The sequence below is a fragment of the Spiribacter onubensis genome, from assembly GCF_040838425.1.
In the GTDB taxonomy this organism is placed as follows: Bacteria; Pseudomonadota; Gammaproteobacteria; order Nitrococcales; family Nitrococcaceae; genus Spiribacter; species Spiribacter onubensis.
On sequence record NZ_JBAKFI010000005.1, the window covers coordinates 112115 to 131111 of the forward strand.

General features: G+C 66.1%; 19 protein-coding genes. 6 read left to right on the top strand and 13 right to left on the bottom strand.

Going from position 1 to position 18997, the window contains the following annotated elements; translation table 11 throughout:
* Window positions 1–60 precede the first annotated feature (60 nt).
* Complete coding sequence (locus V6X63_RS09585; protein ID WP_456154540.1) at window positions 61–849, bottom strand: DeoR/GlpR family DNA-binding transcription regulator; 789 nt, start codon at window positions 847–849, stop codon at window positions 61–63.
* A 110-nt stretch (window positions 850–959) separates the two neighbouring features.
* Here V6X63_RS09585 and glpK point away from each other — a divergent pair, with 110 nt between their 5' ends.
* From glpK to V6X63_RS09600, 3 genes are read left to right on the top strand one after another with little or no spacing between them, the layout of a single operon-like run.
* A complete protein-coding gene (gene glpK, locus V6X63_RS09590; protein ID WP_367968004.1) occupies window positions 960–2453 on the top strand; it encodes a glycerol kinase GlpK in 1494 nt (497 codons plus the stop codon).
* A gap of 33 nt (window positions 2454–2486) precedes the next feature.
* Window positions 2487–2930, top strand: a complete 444-nt coding sequence (locus V6X63_RS09595) for a VOC family protein (protein WP_367968006.1) — start codon at window positions 2487–2489, stop codon at window positions 2928–2930.
* Window positions 2930–3442 carry a TspO/MBR family protein gene (locus V6X63_RS09600; RefSeq protein ID WP_367968007.1) on the top strand — a complete coding sequence of 171 codons (513 nt, stop codon included), beginning with the start codon at window positions 2930–2932 and terminating at the stop codon, window positions 3440–3442. Before V6X63_RS09595 ends, V6X63_RS09600 begins: the two co-directional genes overlap by 1 nt.
* Window positions 3443–3472: 30 nt before the next feature.
* On the opposite strand, the gene V6X63_RS09605 is transcribed toward V6X63_RS09600, so the two are convergent.
* The 11 genes from V6X63_RS09605 to V6X63_RS09655 form a co-directional block, all read right to left on the bottom strand.
* A complete protein-coding gene (locus tag V6X63_RS09605) occupies window positions 3473–4432 on the bottom strand; it encodes a LysR family transcriptional regulator (protein WP_367968008.1) in 960 nt (319 codons plus the stop codon).
* An 85-nt stretch (window positions 4433–4517) separates the two neighbouring features.
* A complete protein-coding gene (locus V6X63_RS09610; RefSeq protein ID WP_367968009.1) occupies window positions 4518–4844 on the bottom strand; it encodes an AzlD domain-containing protein in 327 nt (108 codons plus the stop codon).
* Window positions 4831–5523, bottom strand: a complete 693-nt coding sequence (locus V6X63_RS09615) for an AzlC family ABC transporter permease (RefSeq protein ID WP_367968010.1) — start codon at window positions 5521–5523, stop codon at window positions 4831–4833. Before V6X63_RS09615 ends, V6X63_RS09610 begins: the two co-directional genes overlap by 14 nt.
* 13 nt (window positions 5524–5536) lie before the next feature.
* Complete coding sequence (locus tag V6X63_RS09620) at window positions 5537–6136, bottom strand: glutathione S-transferase family protein (RefSeq protein WP_367968011.1); 600 nt, start codon at window positions 6134–6136, stop codon at window positions 5537–5539.
* 9 nt (window positions 6137–6145) lie between these two features.
* Entirely contained in the window at window positions 6146–9286 is a 3141-nt protein-coding gene (locus V6X63_RS09625; protein ID WP_367968012.1) for an efflux RND transporter permease subunit, read from the bottom strand.
* Between the two features lie 5 nt (window positions 9287–9291).
* The gene (locus V6X63_RS09630; protein WP_367968014.1) at window positions 9292–10413 is read right to left on the bottom strand and encodes an efflux RND transporter periplasmic adaptor subunit; all 1122 of its coding nucleotides are present in this window, start codon (window positions 10411–10413) and stop codon (window positions 9292–9294) included.
* Window positions 10414–10501: 88 nt separating this feature from the next.
* Window positions 10502–11155: a GTP cyclohydrolase II gene (gene ribA, locus V6X63_RS09635; RefSeq protein WP_367978742.1), complete on the bottom strand. Its 654-nt coding sequence runs from the start codon at window positions 11153–11155 to the stop codon at window positions 10502–10504.
* A gap of 12 nt (window positions 11156–11167) precedes the next feature.
* On the bottom strand, window positions 11168–12127 hold the full coding sequence (locus tag V6X63_RS09640) for a glutathione S-transferase family protein (RefSeq protein WP_367968017.1): 960 nt from the start codon (window positions 12125–12127) through the stop codon (window positions 11168–11170).
* Between the two features lie 4 nt (window positions 12128–12131).
* Complete coding sequence (gene wrbA, locus V6X63_RS09645) at window positions 12132–12740, bottom strand: NAD(P)H:quinone oxidoreductase (RefSeq protein WP_367968019.1); 609 nt, start codon at window positions 12738–12740, stop codon at window positions 12132–12134.
* A gap of 55 nt (window positions 12741–12795) precedes the next feature.
* Complete coding sequence (locus V6X63_RS09650) at window positions 12796–14091, bottom strand: glycosyltransferase (protein ID WP_367978743.1); 1296 nt, start codon at window positions 14089–14091, stop codon at window positions 12796–12798.
* Window positions 14088–16409: a glycoside hydrolase family 15 protein gene (locus V6X63_RS09655; protein ID WP_367968021.1), complete on the bottom strand. Its 2322-nt coding sequence runs from the start codon at window positions 16407–16409 to the stop codon at window positions 14088–14090. Before V6X63_RS09655 ends, V6X63_RS09650 begins: the two co-directional genes overlap by 4 nt.
* Window positions 16410–16517: 108 nt before the next feature.
* Here V6X63_RS09655 and folE point away from each other — a divergent pair, with 108 nt between their 5' ends.
* From folE to V6X63_RS09670, 3 genes are read left to right on the top strand one after another with little or no spacing between them, the layout of a single operon-like run.
* Window positions 16518–17081, top strand: coding sequence for a GTP cyclohydrolase I FolE (folE, locus tag V6X63_RS09660; protein WP_367968104.1), 564 nt, complete (start codon window positions 16518–16520; stop codon window positions 17079–17081).
* On the top strand, window positions 17078–17455 hold the full coding sequence (folX, locus tag V6X63_RS09665; RefSeq protein WP_367978744.1) for a dihydroneopterin triphosphate 2'-epimerase: 378 nt from the start codon (window positions 17078–17080) through the stop codon (window positions 17453–17455). Before folE ends, folX begins: the two co-directional genes overlap by 4 nt.
* A 30-nt stretch (window positions 17456–17485) precedes the next feature.
* On the top strand, window positions 17486–18130 hold the full coding sequence (locus tag V6X63_RS09670) for a LysE family translocator (protein WP_367978745.1): 645 nt from the start codon (window positions 17486–17488) through the stop codon (window positions 18128–18130).
* A 22-nt stretch (window positions 18131–18152) separates the two neighbouring features.
* On the opposite strand, the gene V6X63_RS09675 is transcribed toward V6X63_RS09670, so the two are convergent.
* Window positions 18153–18995: a universal stress protein gene (locus tag V6X63_RS09675; RefSeq protein WP_367978746.1), complete on the bottom strand. Its 843-nt coding sequence runs from the start codon at window positions 18993–18995 to the stop codon at window positions 18153–18155.
* Window positions 18996–18997: the final 2 nt, after the last annotated feature.

The following is an 18997-nucleotide window of genomic DNA, read 5'->3' on the forward strand; positions in this document are numbered from 1 at the left end:
ATGTTCGATTTCAAACATATCATCCCCAAACGGGGTGTCAAGCGAACATTTCCGCGCTATTCAGGGGTCCGTGACGACCAGGCGACCGCCGTTCTCGGCCAGGATCCGACGGATGGGCGCCGGCGGCTCGGCATCGGTGTAGAGCTCGGTCACGCGACTGAGATCGCCCACGCGCACCAGCGCATTCCGGCCGAACTTGCTGTGGTCGGCGCCAAGGAGGATGGAGCGGGCGTTGCCCATGATCACCTGGAGCACCCGCACCTCGCGGTAGTCGAAATCGAGCAGGGTTCCGTCCGACTCAATGCCGGAGATTCCCATAACCGCATAATCGACCTTGAACTGATTCATGAAATCAATGGTTGCCTCACCAGTGATCCCGCGATCGCGGTGGCGCACCACCCCGCCGGCGACAATGACCTCGCAGCCCGGGTTGTCCGCGAGGATGCTGGCGACATTGAGGTTATTCGTTATGACCCGCAGGCCGCGGTGGTCCCGCAGTGCGGCCGCCACCGCCTCGGTGGTCGTTCCAAGGGTGATGTAAAGCGATGCCTGGTTGGGAATGCGTGCCGCGATCGCTGCCCCGATGCGCTCCTTCGCCTCGGGATAGAGGATCTGACGCGCCTGGTAGGCGACGTTCTCGACACTCGATGGCAGACCCGCCCCACCATGGTAACGACGCAGCAGTCCGGCGCTGCACAGGGCATTGATGTCCCGCCGGATCGTCTGTGAAGTCACGGAGAAATGCTGGGCGAGCTCCTCGACGGAGACAAAGCCCTGTTCCTGCACCAGGCTGAGCATCGCCTGCTGACGGCGATTCAATTCAACGGCATCATCGTCTACCGCGATCACCGTTCTCCCCCTTGTTTTCGCTTGCGAACACCAAGCTTGACATTTTTTGCTCGGATTCGATCATACCGGTTTGGACAAACGGCGCAAATTCTATGGAGGAGGGCAGCGGAATGGCTGAAAACAGCGGCATCCTGGCCATCGATCAGGGCACGACCAGTTCACGGGCGATTGTCTTCAACCTCGAAGGTCGGATCATTGCCACGGCCCAGGAGGAATTCACCCAGCATTATCCGCACAGCGGCTGGGTGGAGCACGATCCCCAGGATCTGCTGAACACCACCGTCGACACCTGCCGCCGCGCCCTGAAAGCCGCAAAGGCCGCCGGCGTCCATGCCCGCACCATCGGCATCACCAACCAGCGGGAAACCACCATCCTCTGGGACCGCACCACGGGCGAGCCCGTCCACAATGCCATCGTCTGGCAGGACCGCCGCACCGCCGAGCGCTGCGCCGCCCTGAAGTCGGCCGGCCATGAGCCGCTGGTGGCCGAGCGTACCGGCCTGCTGCTCGACCCGTACTTCGCCGCGACCAAGATCGCCTGGATACTGGAGAACGTGAAGGGCGTCCGGGAACGTGCCCGAAACGGCGAACTCGCTTTCGGCACCGTGGACACCTGGCTGCTGTGGAAACTGACCGGTGGCCGCAGCCATGCCACCGATGCCACCAACGCCAGCCGCACGCTACTCTTCGACATCCACCGTCAGGCCTGGGACGAAGACCTGCTGGCGCTGTTCGACATCCCCGCGGCCATCCTGCCCGAGGTGCTCGACAGTGCCGCCGACTTCGGGGTGACCGATCCGGCGCTTCTGGGCGCGGAACTGCCGATCGAGGGCATCGCCGGCGATCAGCACGCCGCCGTGGTCGGTCAGTGCTGCTTCCAGCCCGGCATGATCAAGAGCACCTACGGCACGGGCTGCTTCGCCCTGATGAACACCGGCGACCAGGCGGTGCCATCCAGCAACCGCTTGCTGACCACCACGGCCTACCGCATCAACGGTCGCCCGACCTATGCCCTTGAGGGCGCCATCTTTATCGCTGGTGCCGCCATCCAATGGCTGCGTGACGAGCTCGGCATCATCGCACATGCCTCGCAGAGCGAGGGTCTCGCCAATGATGCGGAGGCGGAAGGGCTGTATCTGGTCCCGGCCTTCACGGGCCTGGGCGCACCGTGGTGGGATCCGAACGCGCGCGGGGCCATTTTCGGCCTCAACCGCAACACCGGTGTCGCCGAGTTCGTCCATGCGGCGCTGGATTCGGTGTGCCTGCAGACAGGCGACCTTCTGGAAGCCATGGCAGGTGACTCCGGCACAGCCCAGGAGACCCTGCGCGTGGATGGCGGAATGGTCGCCAACAACTGGCTGCTGCAGCGGCTGGCCGACCTCACCGGGCTCGCGGTGGAACGACCGGAGATCATCGAGACCACCGCCCTGGGCGCCGCCTACCTGGCGGGGCTCCAGCACGGGCTGTACGATTCGCTGGAGAGCCTGGAGTCGCGGTGGGCCCTGGACCGGCGCTTTGAGCCGGCGATCTCCCGGGGTGCGCGGGAGCACGTTGTGGAGGGCTGGCACGATGCCGTGCGCCGGACGCTGACCACCGGCAATTGAGACGCTATCATGGCGTTTTGAGTGGAGGGGATCATGCAGTACCTGCATACGATGGTGCGCATCAGCGATATCGACGAGTCACTGGCGTTCTACTGCGGACTGCTCGGCATGGAGGAAGTCAGCCGACGCGAGAGTGACCGGGGCCGGTTCACGCTGATATTCCTCGCCGCCCCGGCGGACGTGGATCGGGCCCGTTCGGATGATCGGGCGCCCATGCTGGAGCTGACCTACAACTGGGATCCGGAGGCGTACGCTGGCGGGCGCAACTTCGGCCATCTGGCCTATCGAGTGAATGACATCTACGGGCTCTGCCAGCGGCTCATGGACAACGGCGTCACCATCAACCGGCCGCCCCGCGATGGTCATATGGCCTTCGTGAAGTCCCCCGACGGCATCTCCATCGAGCTGCTGCAGAAGGGTGATGCACTGCCGCCCCAGGAGCCCTGGGTCTCCATGCCCAATACGGGGAGCTGGTAATGGCAGCCGTCGGCCAGCGCCCGATGGACGATCGGCGGCGCGATCTGATCGGCCTCGGGGGCTGGACACTGCTGGTGATCATTACCGCGATGGGCGGTATTCTCAGCCCGCCCGGAGAGTGGTATGCCAGCCTCGACAAACCACCACTCACGCCGCCGGATCTGCTCTTTCCGGTGGCATGGACCATCCTCTACGGACTGATGATCGCGGCCGCGTGGCAGGTCTGGCGGCGCACGGGCCTGATCGCGGGCCTCGCGGTGCTGCTGCCATTCGTCGCCCAGCTGGGTGCCAACGGGCTCTGGAGCATCCTGTTCTTCCAGTGGCATCGCCCGGATCTGGCCCTGGTGAACCTGGTCGTGCTCTGGGTTCTGATCGCCCTGACCATGCTGCGTTTCCGGCGCGTGCATGCACCGGCAGCGTGGCTGCTCGCGCCCTATCTGGCATGGGTGAGTTTCGCGGCCTACCTCAATATCGGCGTCATCCTGCTCAACGGACCGGCACCGCCCGCCTGACGCCCCGACTCCCCGCAGAGATCATGGGCGTCATCCGCGCTCAATGCGTTCCTGCCATTCCGCCTCGGTAAACTCCAGGCCCTCGCGCTCCCAGGGCGGGACCGGCGTGAAGACCTCCACGAGGAAATCGACGAACGCCCGGACCTTCCGTGACAGGTGTCGGCGATGCGGGTAGAGCAGGAAGTAGGCCGAGCTCTCGTGGGGATACTGCGGCAGCACCGGCACGAGGTCGCCCCGACGGATCGCCGGCATGACCAGCCAGGTGGAAAGCCGGGCGAGGCCAACCCCGGCAAGGGCGGCCTCATAGAGGGCATCGGCCGTGTTCGCGCGGAAGTTGCCATTGACGTGCAGAACGCGATGCCCGTGCTCAGCGTCCTCGAAGGCCCAGTCGTTGAACTGCGAGACTTCGTAGAGTGTGAGGCAGTTGTGATCCAGCAGCGCCTCAGGCGTGCGGGGCTTGCCGTGGCGCTCAATGTAGTCGGGTGAGGCGCAGATGATCCGGCGATTGACGCACAGGCGTCGGGCGATGAGCGAGGGATCCTCCATCTGCTCCCGCCACTGGATCGCAACGTCGATACCCTCCTCGATCAGGTCAACCTGGCGATCAGTGAGCTCGAACTCGACGTTGAGCTCGGGATACCTCTCCAGGAAATGCTGGATACGAGGGAGCACCTCAACGCGGCCGAAGGCCACCGTCGCCGCCACACGCAGGGTCCCGCGCGGGTTTTCATTGAGGGCGGTGACCGCCTCCTCGGCCTCCTCGATTTCCTGGATGATGCGCGCGCAGCGATCGTAATAGGCGTGGCCGACCTCGGTGAGGCTGACCCGGCGTGTCGTGCGGTTGAAAAGCCGAACGCCAAGCCGGTCCTCAAGCCGGCGGATCTGCTTGCTCACCGCCGAGGGAGTGAGATCGAGATCCCGGGCGGCGGCGGAAAAGCTGCCCTTGTCCACCGCACGCACGAACATGTGCATCTCCGCCGCTCGATCCATGGTTCACCTTTTCCAATAATTCATTAATTGCGTGCCAATGAGCCGGATTATCTCATCTTGGGCACAGAATACAATTCTTGAATCGTTAGACTGGCATCAGGGCGCGAAGACTCCACAGCATGACCATGCCGGCGATCAGCGTAGGGATCGTCCCGCGGGTCCACCAGGCCACCGCGCCCGCCACGGCCCCGGCAATGAGCCGGGGCATGTCCAGGGTCCCATCCGCCTGCCACTGCATGAGCCCCGGCAGGACCAGCGCGGCGAAAACCGCCGGCGGCACATAGTTGAGCCCGCGCCGAACCAGATCGGGCATCCGCAGGCCGCGCCCGAAGACCAGAAAAGCGCCGCGCCAGGCGAACGTACCCAGACCGATCAGCCCGACCACCCACCAGAGCGGATCAATCGCCGCCACGACGGCCCTCCGCGATCACGCCCGCGGCAATGCCGGCGAGCGCCGCCAGCGTCAGCCCGAGACCGGCGGGCAGCCCCCGCCCGAGAACCGACAGGCTGCCGGCCACCACGGCGGCAATGACACCGGCCCGGCTGTTGATGGACATCATCAGCAGGGCCAGAAAGATCAGCGGCACGATGAAGCCGAGCTCCCAGTCCGGCGGCATGGCAGTGCCGGCCCAGTAACCGAATGCCGTGGACAGCTGCCAGACCACCCAGAGCGGGATTCCCACCCCGAGGAAGAACCAATGATTGAACCGGTTGGAGTCCTCGGTCATCACCCGTGAGATGGTCAGGGCATAGGCCTGATCAGTGAGGACATAGGCCATCAGCGAGCGCCAGCCCAGGGGCAGATGATGGAAGTGAGGGGCAAGATGGGCGCTGTACATCAGCATGCGCAGGTTGATGATCAGCGCCGTAAGCACCACCAGCGGCACCGCCGCACCGGCATCGATCAGCTGGATGCTGGCGAGCTGCGAGGCACCGGCGAAAACGATCATCGACATGCCCATGGTCAGGGCCGGCCCCAGACCCGCATCGAGGCCCGCCACACCAGCCGTGACACCGAATGGCGTAATCGCGGCCACCATGGGTGCGACGGCCTTCAGACCGGCAGCCAGTGCCTGACGACGTGGCGACATCGAGACCGCTTCCTCAGGTGGTCGGCGGCGTGGTTACGCTGAAGGAGCGGCGCTCCCGGATACGCTCCAGCCAGGCCTGCACGGCCGGGAAACGGGCCTGCCAATGCACTTCCTCGGCAAAACGGAATGCCACCCAGTCGAGGGCCACGGCGGCGGCCAGGTCACCCAGATCGGGATCACCGCTGCGTTCCGACTCGACGGTGGCGGCAACGCCTTCCACGGCCCGCTGCAATGCATCGGCACGGCGCCGGGCCAGTGCCGTGCCGGGATCACCATAGCGCCGCTCGCCAATGACGCCGGCGCCACAGTCGAGGCAACCCAGTGCCTGACCCAGACGCGCATGCACCGGCTCCACGGCGTCCCGCGGAATCAGCCGCGGCTCCGGATAGCGACGCTCCACGAACAGCACGATGACACTGGCCTCGGTCAGAACATGCCCACTGGTGGTCACGAGCGTGGGGACACGACAGGTCGGATTGACGGCCATCAGTTCCGGCGGCGACGCCCACGGATCGACAAAGCGATAGGTCACCCGCTCATCCAGCTGCTTCTCGGCAAGCGTAACGCGCACGAGACGGGCATATGGCGATGTGGGTGACGTATACAACTCCATGTGGCCCCCTCAGGCGGGTTTCAGGCGTCGGCGCCAGCGCGACGCGGACTGGCGGACGTTGTATCCCAGCATCAGCAGGCAGGGAGTGAGAATGAGCGTGAGCACGGTCGCAAAACTCAGTCCTCCGGCAATGGTAGCCGAGAGCTGGGCCCACCACTGGGTCGAGGGCGCATTGAACTCAATGCTCCGGTTGACCAGGTCGACATTGAGCTTGAGCACCATGGGCATCAGGCCGAGGACGGTGGTGACCGAGGTCAGCAGCACCGGCCGCAGACGTTGCGCCGCGGTTCGCAGGATGGCCTCGGGGACCGGCATGCCCTCATCGCGCAGGGCGTTGTAGGTGTCGATCAGCACGATATTGTTGTTCACCACGATCCCCGCCAGCGCGATCATGCCCACGCCCCCCATGACAATACTGAACGGCCGCTGGGTCAGCATGAGCCCGAGCAGCACGCCGGCACTCGAGAGCACGATCGCCGAGAGGACGAGCAGCGTCTGATAGAGACTGTTGAACTGTGTGACCAGAATGATGCCCATCAGGGCGATCGCCACGACGAACGCCGTGGACAGGAACGACTGGGCCTCGCGCTGATCCTCGTCCTCACCCTTGAACTGAACCATGACGCCATCCGGCAGCGGCCGGTCGGCGAGGGACGCCCGCAGGGCCTGAATGCGTTCGTCCACCAGACGGCCCGACTCGACATCGGCATTGATGGTCAGGACCCGCTCGCCGTTGATGCGCTCCAACGTACCGGTTTTGGGAGCGGGCACGAATTCGACGAAGTTGCTGATCGGCACCTGGCCATAACGCGTCGGCACCCGTAGCTGCCCGAGACTGTCGAGACTGCGGTCCTCCACCGGAAAGCGCACCCGGATGTCGACCTCGTCATCGGCATCGTCCGGCCGGTAATCCGCGATCTGCACGCCATTCGTGACCAGTTGCACGGCATTGCCCACCAGCTGGACATCGGCGCCATAGCGTGCCGCCTTTTCCCGGTCCACACGCAGCGACCACTCGATGCCGGGGAGCGGCCGGTTGTCCTCAACGTCGGCAAAGCCGCCGAGCTCGTTCATGCGGCCCCGAAGCGCTTCAACACCTGCTTCCAGCCGATCCGGGAGTCCAGACACCTGCAGCTCCACGGGCTTGGCCTGGCCCGGCCCCTGCTGCTGCTCGGTGATCTGCACCCGGATCCCCGGAATATCCGCCACGGCAGCGCGGATATCCTCGATGATTTCCGCGGCGGGTCGACGCTGCGTCCAGTCGACAAAGTCCAGCTGTACGACGCCAATGGCATCGCGGGCCAGCGACTGGCCGCCGGTGCGGGTGGGGTCGGCGAAGGTCCGTGCATAGGCGTAGCCGACCTCGTCGAAGCCGGCGAGGCGCGATTCCACCTCGCGCACGAGCTCATCCTTCTCGTGGACGGAGAGATCGCCGCGGGCCTGGACCTGGATCCGGGCATAGTCCGGTTCGGTGGACGGGAAGAACTCCACGCCCACACCGAACCGGCCGTAGGCGATATAGGTGGCCACCACCACCGCGAGCATGAGCAGCAGGACGGTTCCGGGCATCTGCAGCGCGCGCTGCAGAAAGCGGACATAGCCACCGCTGAAGCCGTCGAGCTCGCCGAGGTCACCGCTCTCCGCGATGCGGATGCGCCGATGATGACTGCCCTGGGTCCCGTCGCCCCGGGCGAACCAGGCACCGAGCACCGGGATGAAGATCAGCGCCATGGCCAGCGACGCGGCCAGGGTGACGATCACGGTGATGGGCAGGTACTTCATGAACTGACCCACGATGCCGCCCCAGAACAGCAGCGGCACGAACACCGCGAGGGTAGTCACGGTGGCGGCGATGATCGGCCAGCTCATCCGCTGGGCGCCGTAGCGGTAGGCCTCCACCGGCGACCAGCCCTCGGTCATGCGCCGCTCGGCCAGCTCCACCACGACGATGGCGGCGTCCACCAGCATGCCCACGACCAGGATGAGGCTGAACAACACCACGATATTCATCGTGTAGCCCATGGCATGCACGGCGAGGATGCCGGTGAGAAAGGCCCCCGGAATCGCCAGACCCACCAGCAGCGCCGGGCGCCAGCCCATGGCCGCCACCACCACGATCATGACGAGGACGACCGCGGTGAGCACGTTGTTCTGGAGATCCCGCAGCATGGTGCGGATGTCCTCCGAGCGATCCTGGAGGTAGGTCACCTCCATGGCCTCGGGCCACTCCGCCTGCATGCCTTCGACAATACCCCGGATCTGGTCGTTGACCTCGATGATATTGGCACCGACGCGCTTGGAGACCTCCAGTGTGATCGCCGGTTCGCCATTAATGCGGGCGAATTCGTCCGGGTCCTTGAAAGTCCGCCGGACGCTGGCCACGTCCTGGAAGGTCACCACCCGGTCACCGGCCACTTTCACCGGCAGACTCAGGATGTCTTCCATGTTTTCAATGACGCCCGGGACCTTGATGGACAGACGCCCAGCCCCGGTGTCCAGCGCACCCGCGGCGATCAGGCGGTTGTTGCGACTCACCAGGTTGAACAGATCGGCATAGGAGACGTCGTAGGTCTGCATGACCCGGTCATCCACCGCCACCTCGAGGAGTTCCTCGCGATTGCCGCCGATGTCGGCCTCCAGCACGCCGGACAGGGTTTCGATCCGATCCTGCAGGCCTTCAGCGGCATCGATGAGGGCGCGCTCCGGGACGGGACCTGACAGGGCGACCGTCAGCACCGGAAAGAGGGCGACATTGACCTCATTGACACGGGGTTCCTCGGCGCCCTGGGGCAGCTCGGAGCGGGCGATGTCCACGCCCTCGCGAACATCGTCAAGGGCGCGGTCGGCATCGAAGCCGGCGTCGAACTCCAGCAGCACCGAGGCGAATCCCTCAGTCGCCGTCCCCTTGATCTCGTTAATGCCCTCAATGCTGGAGAGCTCTCGCTCCATCGGGCGCACCAGCAGGCGCTCGGCATCCTCCGGCGAGATGCCCTCATAGGCCATGGAGACGTAGATGACCGGGATGTTGACGTCGGGCTCGGCCTCCTTGGGGATGTTCTGGTAGGCGACGACGCCCATGCCGATCACGAGCAGCAGGATCAGCGTCACCGATCGGCTACGGCTGAATGCGGCGTCGATCAGCGCACGCATGTCGGTCAGCCTCCGCTGACGGTTGGCATGCCGGCACCTCCGGGCGGTTCGGTGGCCAGACCCGGCGAGCCCTCCGCTTCCACCGGATTGACCGTCTCACCGGCACGAACGAAGCCCTGGCCCACGGTGATCAGTCGGATTCGGTCCGGCAGCCCACTCACCCAGACGCCATCACGCTCGGCCCGGACGATATCCACCGGACGGAAGACCACGCGGTTCTGGTCGTCCACCGTCTTCACGCCGACCTCGCCGGTGTCCTCCAGCGACAGCCACGCCGGGCTCAGGAAATGCGCCCTGACCGGATCGAGCGGGATGCGGATGGTGGCGCTGACGCCGGCGGGCAACCGGTCGGGATTGGGGGCGCGCACCTCCACACGGAAGGTTCGCGAGCCACTCTCTGCAGCATTGCTGATATAGGTGATCTCGCCGCTCAGCTCATCGCCGGTCGCCAGGGAGACCTGCGCCTCACGTCCGGTCTGCACCTTGCGGATATCCTGCTGAGCGACATGGGCGACGGCGATCAGCGGATCGGTGTCGACCAGTCGGGCGACCGTCTCGCCGGCGCGCAGATAATCGCCCACCTGGACGGGGCGCGACTCCACCGCTCCATCAATCGGCGATGCGATGCGGGTGTCGCGGATCTCCTTTTCGATCTCGGCCAGACGTGCCCGGGCCGAGTGCAACGCAGCGCGGGCCTCCTGCACGGCAATGTCCGACTGAAAACCGTTGCCCTGCAGGCGTTGAGCCGCCTCGAAATCCGCCTCGCGCTGGACCACTCGGGCCCGGGCCTCCTCGCGACGGGCATCGCGGTCACCCATCGCGAGTCGCACCAGCGTATCGCCGGCGGCCACCGTGCTGCCCTCTTCGATAAGCACCTCGGCGATCTGGCCGTCGGTCTCCGCCCGGAGATCGACGTCCTGATCGGCGCGCGTCTCGCCCTGGTTCTCGAGATACCGCTGGACCTGGCGCGCCTCGAAGCTCGCCACCTGCACATCCATGACCACCGCGCCGCGGGAGGCCGGCGCGGTCTGGGCGACGGACTCATCCGTCCCGAGCTGGCCGCTCAGCATCCACGCCGCCAGAACCAGTGCGACGGCGAGGGCGATCAAATAGGATTTGAGATTCACGACGCCTCCACCCGGGCGGCCTCCATACCGCGAATCGAAATGCTACAGGTAATCGACAGCGCTGGGGCTGTTCCGTTTGTGACGCAAATCAACTCCCCCCGGAAGAGGGCGAATCCGTTGGCTCGTCGAAGTGATGCCCGAATTTCGCGGCCTTGGTTTCGAGATAGGCATGATTGTGAGGGTTGCGGCCGGCCAGAATGGGCAATCGCTCGACCACGGTGACCCCGGCGGACTCGAGGCCGGCCACCTTGCGGGGATTGTTGGTCATCAGACGGAGGCGACCGACACCCAGCGCGCCGAGCATGGCCGCCGCGACGCCGTAGTCGCGGGCATCCGGCGCAAAGCCAAGCGCCTCGTTGGCCTCCACGGTATCCGCGCCTTCGCGGTCCTGCACGCCGTAGGCGCGGATCTTGTTCAATAGACCAATGCCGCGCCCCTCCTGCCGGAGGTAGATGATGATGCCCTCGCCGGCCTCGCCGATGCGCCGCATGGCCGCTTCCAGCTGGGGCCCGCAGTCGCAGCGCTGGCTGAAAAGCGCGTCGCCGGTCAGGCATTCGGAATGGACACGGACGAGGGGAGCAGTCGAGCGGCCCGGGTCGCCCATCACCAGAGCGACATGCTCACTGCCATTGGCGGCCTCGAAGCCATGAATGCGGAACTCGCCCCAACGCGTTGGCAGGCGGGCCTCTCCGGTCTCATGGGCCTTGGATCGTTCAGCGGTGCGCGCAGGTTCGTGCGTCATCGTCTAACGATATCACGCGCCCCGGGCATGCGGTGCGTCGAGGTCGAGGAGTGGCCCGACGGGGATGACCCCGGTGGGATTGATCATCGGGTGACTCGTATAATAGTGCCGCTTGATGTGATCAAGACTGACCGTCCCGGCGATGCCGGGCTGCTGGTAGAGATCGCGCAGGTATCCGGACAGATGGGGATAGTCGTCGATGCGCCGCAGGTTGCACTTGAAGTGCCCCACATACACCGCGTCGAACCGCACGAGCGTCGTGAACAGCCGCCAGTCGGCCTCGGTAATGCCCGCGCCCGTCAGATACCGCTGCTCGCCGAGCACGGCCTCCAGCTCGTCAAGCGCGGCGAAGAGCTCGGTGACCGCTTCCTCGTAGGCGCCCTGGGCCGTGGCGAAACCCGCCTTGTAAACGCCGTTGTTGACCGCGTGGTAGATGCGCTCGTTGAGGGCATCGATTTCGCCCGCCCGATCTGCCGGGTAGAGATCCAGTTCGGCATCCACGCCGGGCAGCGCGTCGAAAGCGCGATTGAACATGCGCACCAGATCGGCGGACTCGTTACTGACCAGGGTTCCCCGCTCGCGATCCCACAGCGCGGGCACGGTCACCCGCCCGGTGTAGTGCGGGTCGGCCTTCTGATAGAGCTCATGCAGATGATCGAACCCGAACAGTGCGTCATCGGTGGCGCCCGGATAGCGGCCGTCGAAATGCCAGCCGCCGCTGCCCATGTAGGGATGCACCACCGAGACGCCGATATGGGGCTCGAGGCCCTTGAGCCGCCGGACGATCAGCGTGCGGTGAGCCCAGGGGCATGCCAGGGACACATAGAGGTGGTATCGCCCGGAGGCCGGCGGATGATCGCCGTCCGGGTCGATCCAGTTCCGGAAAACGGTTTCCGGGCGCTCGAAGCGCCCCCCGGTGGATTCGGTGTCGTACCACTGGTCATGCCAGACACCATCAACGAGCAATCCCACGGCGCTACTCCCCGCCCGTCAGTCTGGCGGTGATGTCGGCGACATGAGCGCCCTGGAAACGGGCGATTTCCAGCTCGTTGGCGCTGGGCTGGCGGCTGCCGTCGCCATCCGAGAGCGTGGTCGCGCCATAGGGCGTCCCACCGGTGACCTCATCCATGCGGGTGAGTGCCTTGCAGGAGTAGGGCACGCCGACCACCACCATGCCGTGGTGGAAGAGGGTTGTCTGGAAAGAGGTCAGGGTGGTCTCCTGACCGCCGTGCTGACTGCCGGTGCTGGCGAACACGCTGCCCACCTTGCCGATCAGCTTGCCGCCGGCCCAGAGCGCACCGGTCTGGTCGAGGAAATTCCGCATCTGGGCGGCCATGTTCCCGAACCGGGTCGGCGTGCCGAAGATGATCCCGTCGTAGTCCGCGAGTTCACCGGGCTCCGCCACCGGCGCGGCCTGATCAAGCTTGGCCCCGGCGCTTCTAGCGACATCGTCGGGCATGAGCTCCGGGACCCGTTTGACATCCACTTCCACGCCGTCGACGCTGCGCGCGCCCTCGGCGACGGCCTCGGCCATGGTCTCCACATGTCCCCAGGTGCTGTAGTACAGAACGAGCAGTCGGCTCATGAGATTCTCCTTGTTGTTCAGGCGTTAAAGGCAGACAAGCCGTACCGGCAGAGGTTCACGCTTCACCGTCTGGCCCGCGCTCGCCGGTGAGGGCGCGACCGGCGGCCCGGGCCATGCCCCGGATCACGGACCATTCGGCCTGCACGCGCCGCAGACTGCCATGCCAGGCCTCGCGGGCGTGATCCCGGGCGCGCTCGCGGGCCTGGGTATCGGCAAGGCTCCGGCGGTAGAGTTCAAGGGCGCGATCCACACACCGGGAGAGCGAATAGGCATCCGCCGTTTCCGCCAGCGCCGTCTGCATTGGCCCGCGCGCCGCCCCGTCCATGGCCAGCAGGCTCCGCAGCGCATCGGCGAATGTCCCGGCTGCCGCATCGCTGGCCAGCAGCCAACCATTATGGGCGTTGACGACCTCCCTTGCACCCGGTGCATCGAGGGCGACCACGGGCACCCCGGCCGCCATGGCCTCGGCGAGGACCAGCCCCTGGGTTTCCGTGTGGGAAGCGAAGGCAAAGACATCCATGGCGCTGTAGGCATCGGCCAGCGCCGGCAGGGCCAGGGCCCCAGGCCGGTGCAGGCGCCCGGCAATGCCGGCCTCGGCAAACCGCGCATCCAGCCCGTCGCCGGCCGGTCCCTCGCCCACGACGAGACAGTGGACGCTCGGATCCTGGAGGGCGGCCTCGACCATGGCGGCCCCCAGGTAGTCGAGGTTTTTTTCCTCGGCAAGCCGCCCCACATGACCAATGACACGGGCATCCGTATCGATCCCGACGCGCTCCCGGAACGCCTGACCGTTACCGGCACCGAAGGCGTCACGGTCGATGCCCGTGGGCACCACCTCGACCGGTGACTCGACGCCTCGCCGCTGGAGCACCCCGGCAACGCTCCGGCTGGGTGCGATCACCCAGTCGGCACTATTGGCATAGCTGGTGGAGAGCTCGACCACGAAGCGCTTGAGCGCCGGCGAGTCACCCGGCACGTAGTGGGTGTAGGCCTCGTACATGGTGTGATGGGTGAAAATGAGCGGGCAGCGCCGCTCAGTGGCCACCCGCATGGCGGTGGACCCGATCAGGAAAGGATGATGGGCGTGGATGACATCGGGCTCGAACGCGTCCAGCGCCTCATCAAGTCGCCCGGGTACCGGCAGGACCACCGAGAAGTCGCTGCCATTGAAATTCTGCAGCGCGGGGATGCGCACCACATCGGGCTCATCCGCCGGCATATCCGGGAAGACCGGCGCCACGACAAGCACCCGGTGACCCTGATCACGGTAACCCTCGGTAAAGGCGGACACCGATCGGGCCACCCCGCCCACGTGGGGCAGATAGGTGTTGGTCATCATGACGATGTTCATACACGCGCGTCCGGCAGGTGAACCTCGCGGGCCTCAGCCGACAATGCAATGGCCGCCCGGCCGGGCAGTTCGATTCTGATCCATTCCGGCCCCTGTCCGTCAATTTCCCAGTGAAGGCGGTGGCCACCGGCCTCCAGTGGCTCGGCATGCACCGATACGCGGCCCATCGCGGTGGGCGTCGGACCAAAACCGAATGGCACCCGGGCGGCCAGCCAGCGGGGCTGGATACCGGCGCCCAGCACCAGGCCATCGCCTTCCTCCCGACAGAACGCGTTGCGCATCATGGTCACCCACTCCGCCGCCGCCCAGACATGCTGACCGTCGCCCATACAGCCACCGCCGGTTCGCGGATGGATCGCCTCCGGCCACTGACCGGTCGAGCTGGCCAGCGAGGCCACCGCATCGATGAGGGTCAGGCCCTCCGGATCACCGGCGCGCAGCAGGATCTGCGCCAGATGCAGGGTGAGATAGGCGTTGACCCCCGAGTGGATCATCTCCTGGAAGAAGCCGCCATTCACCCGATGGGCCCTGAGCAGATAGCGCACGGTACCCAGCAGGCGCTCATCATCGGGGGGCAGAATCTGCAGCGGGTAGCCGGCCGCCAGTGAACCAATGGCACCGGCGTCCATACGCCGGCGCGGCGAGGCCGGCAGCATCGGCGCGCCAAGCCGCTCCTCGTCGGCGTCCTGGGCGCGGCGCAGACTGGCGGCCAGATCATCGGCCTCGCGGTCGATCCAGTCGGCAAAGTCGTTTTCACCCCCGGCGCGCATCAGCCCGGCCGCGGCCCGCAGCCCACCCAGTGCCCACTGGTCATCCCAGTAGTAGTAGTCATTCGGGCCGAGATGCTCGGCGCTGAAACCCGCCGGCAGCAATCCCGCCTCGGGACGCCCGGTATCCGCAGGCAATCGCTTACGGGCAATCCATTGCACACCCCGGCGGATCACCCGGCGCCATTCCTCGGCGTCGGCCCCGGGTGGCCACTCCCCGGTGAGCTCGTGGTAACGCGCCACGATCCAGAGCGCCTGGCCATTGGAATCCCACTCGCCCTCCTGACTGTGGAAATACCCGGTGGCACGGGTCTGGCGCGACGGGAAGTGGGCCAGGGCCCGTCGGCCGCGATCGATCAGACCGGCACTGAAAAGCCCATGGATGATGAACGCGGCATCCCGGAACCAGAACCGCCGATAGGTGTAGGGCCCGGGGTAGATGTCTTCGACGGAGTGGAGCAGCAACGTCCGCAGCGCCGTGTCGTAGAGCCTCTGGAAGGCCGGATCAGGCACATCCAGTCGCGCGGCCGGCGCCAGCGCCTCGGCCCATGTCTCTGCCTGGGCGGTCACGTTCTCATCCGGGAGCGGGAGCGGAATCGATGCATTGAGTTCCGCCACTTCTCCCGACGGGATCTCGAACTGCGCCGCTGCCGTGACGAGGCCCGTGTCGCAGTCAATGCGCGTGGCCTCGGGTAAGCCGTCGGGTCGCTCCAGAGCCAGCGCCAGGGCGACATCACCCGTCTCATAGTCGGATTGGTCGATGCGCTCGGGGCGCCGGCTGAACGCCACGGTCGCCGGCGCCGTTCCCGGTTCACCGTTGCGAACACGCCACTGCCAGACAGGGCCGTCAGCGCGATCATCGAGCGGTTGCTGATCAAGCCGGTGGATAAAGCTGATCCCCTCCGGGTTGTAAGGCCGCAGGGCGATGGCGAGTCGCCCGCCCGACTCGGCGGCTGCCCGGTAGCGGCATTCCAGGCGGAAAGCGTCCCCGTGGCGCACGACGTGCGCACGGCTCTCCAGCCACAGTCCGTTCTGCCGGGCGCGGGTCACCACGCAAAGGTCGTCGTCGCCGATCTCCAGCCACTGATCGACGTCATCCAGACGCGAGGGGTACAGGGTCTCGCCGCGACTGCCGAGCACCCAGGCGTCCAGGGACCAGCCGTCATCCAGCGGCGTCACCAGGCCTCTCGGGTCGACGATGGGCAGCGCTGCGCAGTCCGGGCGGCCCACCGCCGTCCAGTTGCGATGGGTCAGATTGACATGGGTGATGCTGAACGCCCGCGGCAGGAAGGCGGCGCTGGTCGGGTCGAACTGCTGCTCGATCCAGTAGGGCCAGACCCAGTCCAGATTGTGCTGGATGACGCGCGTATTAATCAGCCCGCGCGCGTGAAAGATCATGCCGGCCCGAAGCAGCTCAATGGGCTCGGCCACCTCGGCGGGCTGCCCGAACCGGCGCAGCCGCGCCATCACGGCGAGCGGGTCGAGGAACCCCTGGGAGCGGGCCGCCCGTCGCAGCAGCCATCGCCACGGCAGCCATCGCATAATCGCCATCAATCGCATCAATCGACACCTTGTCGGTCGAATTTATGACACACCCGTGTAAGATCCGAGTCTCAACGCCGTCACACCGGCATTCTTCCAATCGAACGGAGATCGATGATGAATCCCGACCTGGACCATCATTTCGAGCAGATCATCCGCGGCCTCGGCGAGGACGTCGAGCGCGACGGCCTCGCGAAAACACCCTATCGTGCCGCCCGGGCGATGGAATACCTCACCCAGGGTTATCAGCAGTCCCTGGATGATCTGGTGAATGAGGCCATGTTTGAATCGGACAATGACGAGATGGTCATTGTTCGCGACATCGAGTTCTACTCACTCTGCGAACACCATGTACTGCCGTTCTTCGGCCACGCTCAGGTGGGCTACATCCCGGACGGCCGTGTGATCGGCCTGTCGAAGATCGCACGGATTGTCGACATGTATGCCCGGCGCCTGCAGATCCAGGAGAACCTCGCCCGCGAGGTCGCCGAGGCCCTGCAGCGGGTCACCGGCGCGAAGGGCGTCGCGGTGCAGATGGACGCCCAGCACATGTGCATGATGATGCGCGGTGTGAGCAAGCAGAACGCGGAGATGAGTTCCTCCGTGATGCTCGGCACCTTCCGCGAATCGGTATCGACCCGCAACGAGTTCCTCCAGCTCATCCGTCGGCGGCCGGCATGAGCGAGGGACTCTCCCGTCCCCTGTCGCAGATCCGTATCAAGGACCTGCGCCTGCGCACCTTCATCGGCTTCAATGAGGAGGAACAGCGTAAACGCCAGGACGTGGTGGTCAACATCCGCATCGATTACGATGCGCTGCCGGCGGCGCGGGGTGACGAAGTGGCCGAAGCGCTCGACTACAAGACCATCACCAAGCAGGTGATCGCGCATGTCGAGGAAAACCGCTTCCTGTTGCTGGAGAAGCTGGTCAATGATCTCGTGGAGATCGCCATGGACCACAACGCGGCGCGCCGGGTCGAAGTGGAGGTGGACAAGCCGCATGCCCTTCGCTTCTCCGATTCGGTTTCACTGACCATGGCGGCGAGCCGCGACTGAGACCGCCATGCAGCGGCCGGACGGGGGCGCATGACGTTCGCGGCATGGCTGTCACTGCTAGCGATCTGCATCCTCGGGGCCATGTCCCCAGGTCCGAGCCTTGCCGTCGTCATCCGCAATACCGTCAACCGCGGGCGCGGCGCCGGCGTCATCACGGCACTGAGCCACGGCCTGGGCGTCGGCGGCTACGCCCTGGCCACTTCACTGGGTCTCGCCGCGGTGATCGCCACCCGACAGACCCTCTTCAACGTCATCACCCTGACCGGATCAGCCTATCTGCTATGGCTGGGGGCGAGTGCCATGCGGGGTGGTAATGCCGCGGTATCCGGTCATCCGGCCGCGCACGACGCAGAGCAGGCGGCGAGCGGGCGCCCTGGAGCCCTGATGGCCGCGGCCCGCGACGGTTTCACCATCGCTTTTCTCAACCCCAAGATCGCGCTCTTCTTCCTCGCGCTGTTCAGTCAGTTCGTATCCGCCGACGCCGGCGTCGTCGCGGTCGTCACCCTCGCCGGCACGGCGACGGTGGTGGATGCGGGCTGGTATGCGCTGGTGGCGATTGGCCTCACGGCCACCGGAACGACCACCTGGCTGAGACGCCATGGCGCGTGGATCGAGCGCATCACCGGCGCGGCGCTGGTCTTTCTGGCCCTTTCCACCGCCGCCAGCACGCTCTAGGCGCAGGCATAATGTGCGGCGATCAATGCGCCATCAGCACCGGCAGGGTCATCTCGCCGAGGATCCGGCGGGTGGTGCCACCAAGCACCATTTCGCGGAAGCGGGAGCGGCCGTAGGCGCCCATGACCAGCAGATCGGCATCGCTGTCCGCGGCAGCGGACAGCAGTGCGTCGGCGACCGGAATCTCGGTGATACCCTGGCTGGAGGCCTCCACCGGCACGCCGTGACGGGCGAGATGGGCGGCGATGTCGGCCCCCGGCAGATCACCATGACGGTCACGCGGCCCGTGCTGGCTGCCAACCACCACCACCTGTACATGATCGGCACGTCGCAGCAGTGGCAGTGCATCGCTGACCGCACGGGCCGACTCGCGCTCACCATCCCAGCCGATGATCACCCGCCGTCCGATCGGGCGTCTCTCCCAGGCATAAGGGAGCGCCAGGATGGGCCGACCGGCCATGACGGCGGCCTGGCCGGGCAGGTCGGCGGGGATCAGATCGGCCGGCCGGTCGGGATCCACCTGGCCGAGCACCAGCAGATCGGCATAACGCGCCTGCATGGCGATGACATCCACCGTACTGCGATCGACACGAAGATCCTCCACCGAGCGCCACTCGGTGCTGAGGCCGTGATGTCCGCTGACCTCGCGAAACACCTGCTCCAGCCGACGGTTGCGCGTCTGCCAGGCCTCCCGATAGCGCTCCAGCGCCTCCGGCGGGAGGTATTCGGCATGGGCCGCGAGCGGTTCCGCCACGGCGAGGCCGATGAGATGGGCCTCATGGGCGGCGGCCAGGTCCGCCGCCGAGGCCACGTGATCGGCCTCGTGGCCGTCGTCACTCAGATACACCAGGATGTCCCGAATCATGG

What these genes read in the sequence shown, in the direction of transcription:
- wrbA (WP_367968019.1), bottom strand. Translation starts at nt 12,740, where the DNA reads ATGAGCCGACTGCTCGTTCTGTACTACAGCACCTGGGGACATGTGGAG.
- folE (WP_367968104.1), top strand. Translation starts at nt 16,518, where the DNA reads ATGAATCCCGACCTGGACCATCATTTCGAGCAGATCATCCGCGGCCTC.
- glpK (WP_367968004.1), top strand. Translation starts at nt 960, where the DNA reads ATGGCTGAAAACAGCGGCATCCTGGCCATCGATCAGGGCACGACCAGT.
- V6X63_RS09655 (WP_367968021.1), bottom strand. Translation starts at nt 16,409, where the DNA reads ATGGCGATTATGCGATGGCTGCCGTGGCGATGGCTGCTGCGACGGGCG.
- V6X63_RS09650 (WP_367978743.1), bottom strand. Translation starts at nt 14,091, where the DNA reads ATGAACATCGTCATGATGACCAACACCTATCTGCCCCACGTGGGCGGG.
- folX (WP_367978744.1), top strand. Translation starts at nt 17,078, where the DNA reads ATGAGCGAGGGACTCTCCCGTCCCCTGTCGCAGATCCGTATCAAGGAC.
- V6X63_RS09620 (WP_367968011.1), bottom strand. Translation starts at nt 6,136, where the DNA reads ATGGAGTTGTATACGTCACCCACATCGCCATATGCCCGTCTCGTGCGC.
- V6X63_RS09615 (WP_367968010.1), bottom strand. Translation starts at nt 5,523, where the DNA reads ATGTCGCCACGTCGTCAGGCACTGGCTGCCGGTCTGAAGGCCGTCGCA.
- V6X63_RS09600 (WP_367968007.1), top strand. Translation starts at nt 2,930, where the DNA reads ATGGCAGCCGTCGGCCAGCGCCCGATGGACGATCGGCGGCGCGATCTG.
- V6X63_RS09605 (WP_367968008.1), bottom strand. Translation starts at nt 4,432, where the DNA reads ATGGATCGAGCGGCGGAGATGCACATGTTCGTGCGTGCGGTGGACAAG.
- V6X63_RS09670 (WP_367978745.1), top strand. Translation starts at nt 17,486, where the DNA reads ATGACGTTCGCGGCATGGCTGTCACTGCTAGCGATCTGCATCCTCGGG.
- ribA (WP_367978742.1), bottom strand. Translation starts at nt 11,155, where the DNA reads ATGACGCACGAACCTGCGCGCACCGCTGAACGATCCAAGGCCCATGAG.
- V6X63_RS09675 (WP_367978746.1), bottom strand. Translation starts at nt 18,995, where the DNA reads ATGATTCGGGACATCCTGGTGTATCTGAGTGACGACGGCCACGAGGCC.
- V6X63_RS09595 (WP_367968006.1), top strand. Translation starts at nt 2,487, where the DNA reads ATGCAGTACCTGCATACGATGGTGCGCATCAGCGATATCGACGAGTCA.
- V6X63_RS09625 (WP_367968012.1), bottom strand. Translation starts at nt 9,286, where the DNA reads ATGCGTGCGCTGATCGACGCCGCATTCAGCCGTAGCCGATCGGTGACG.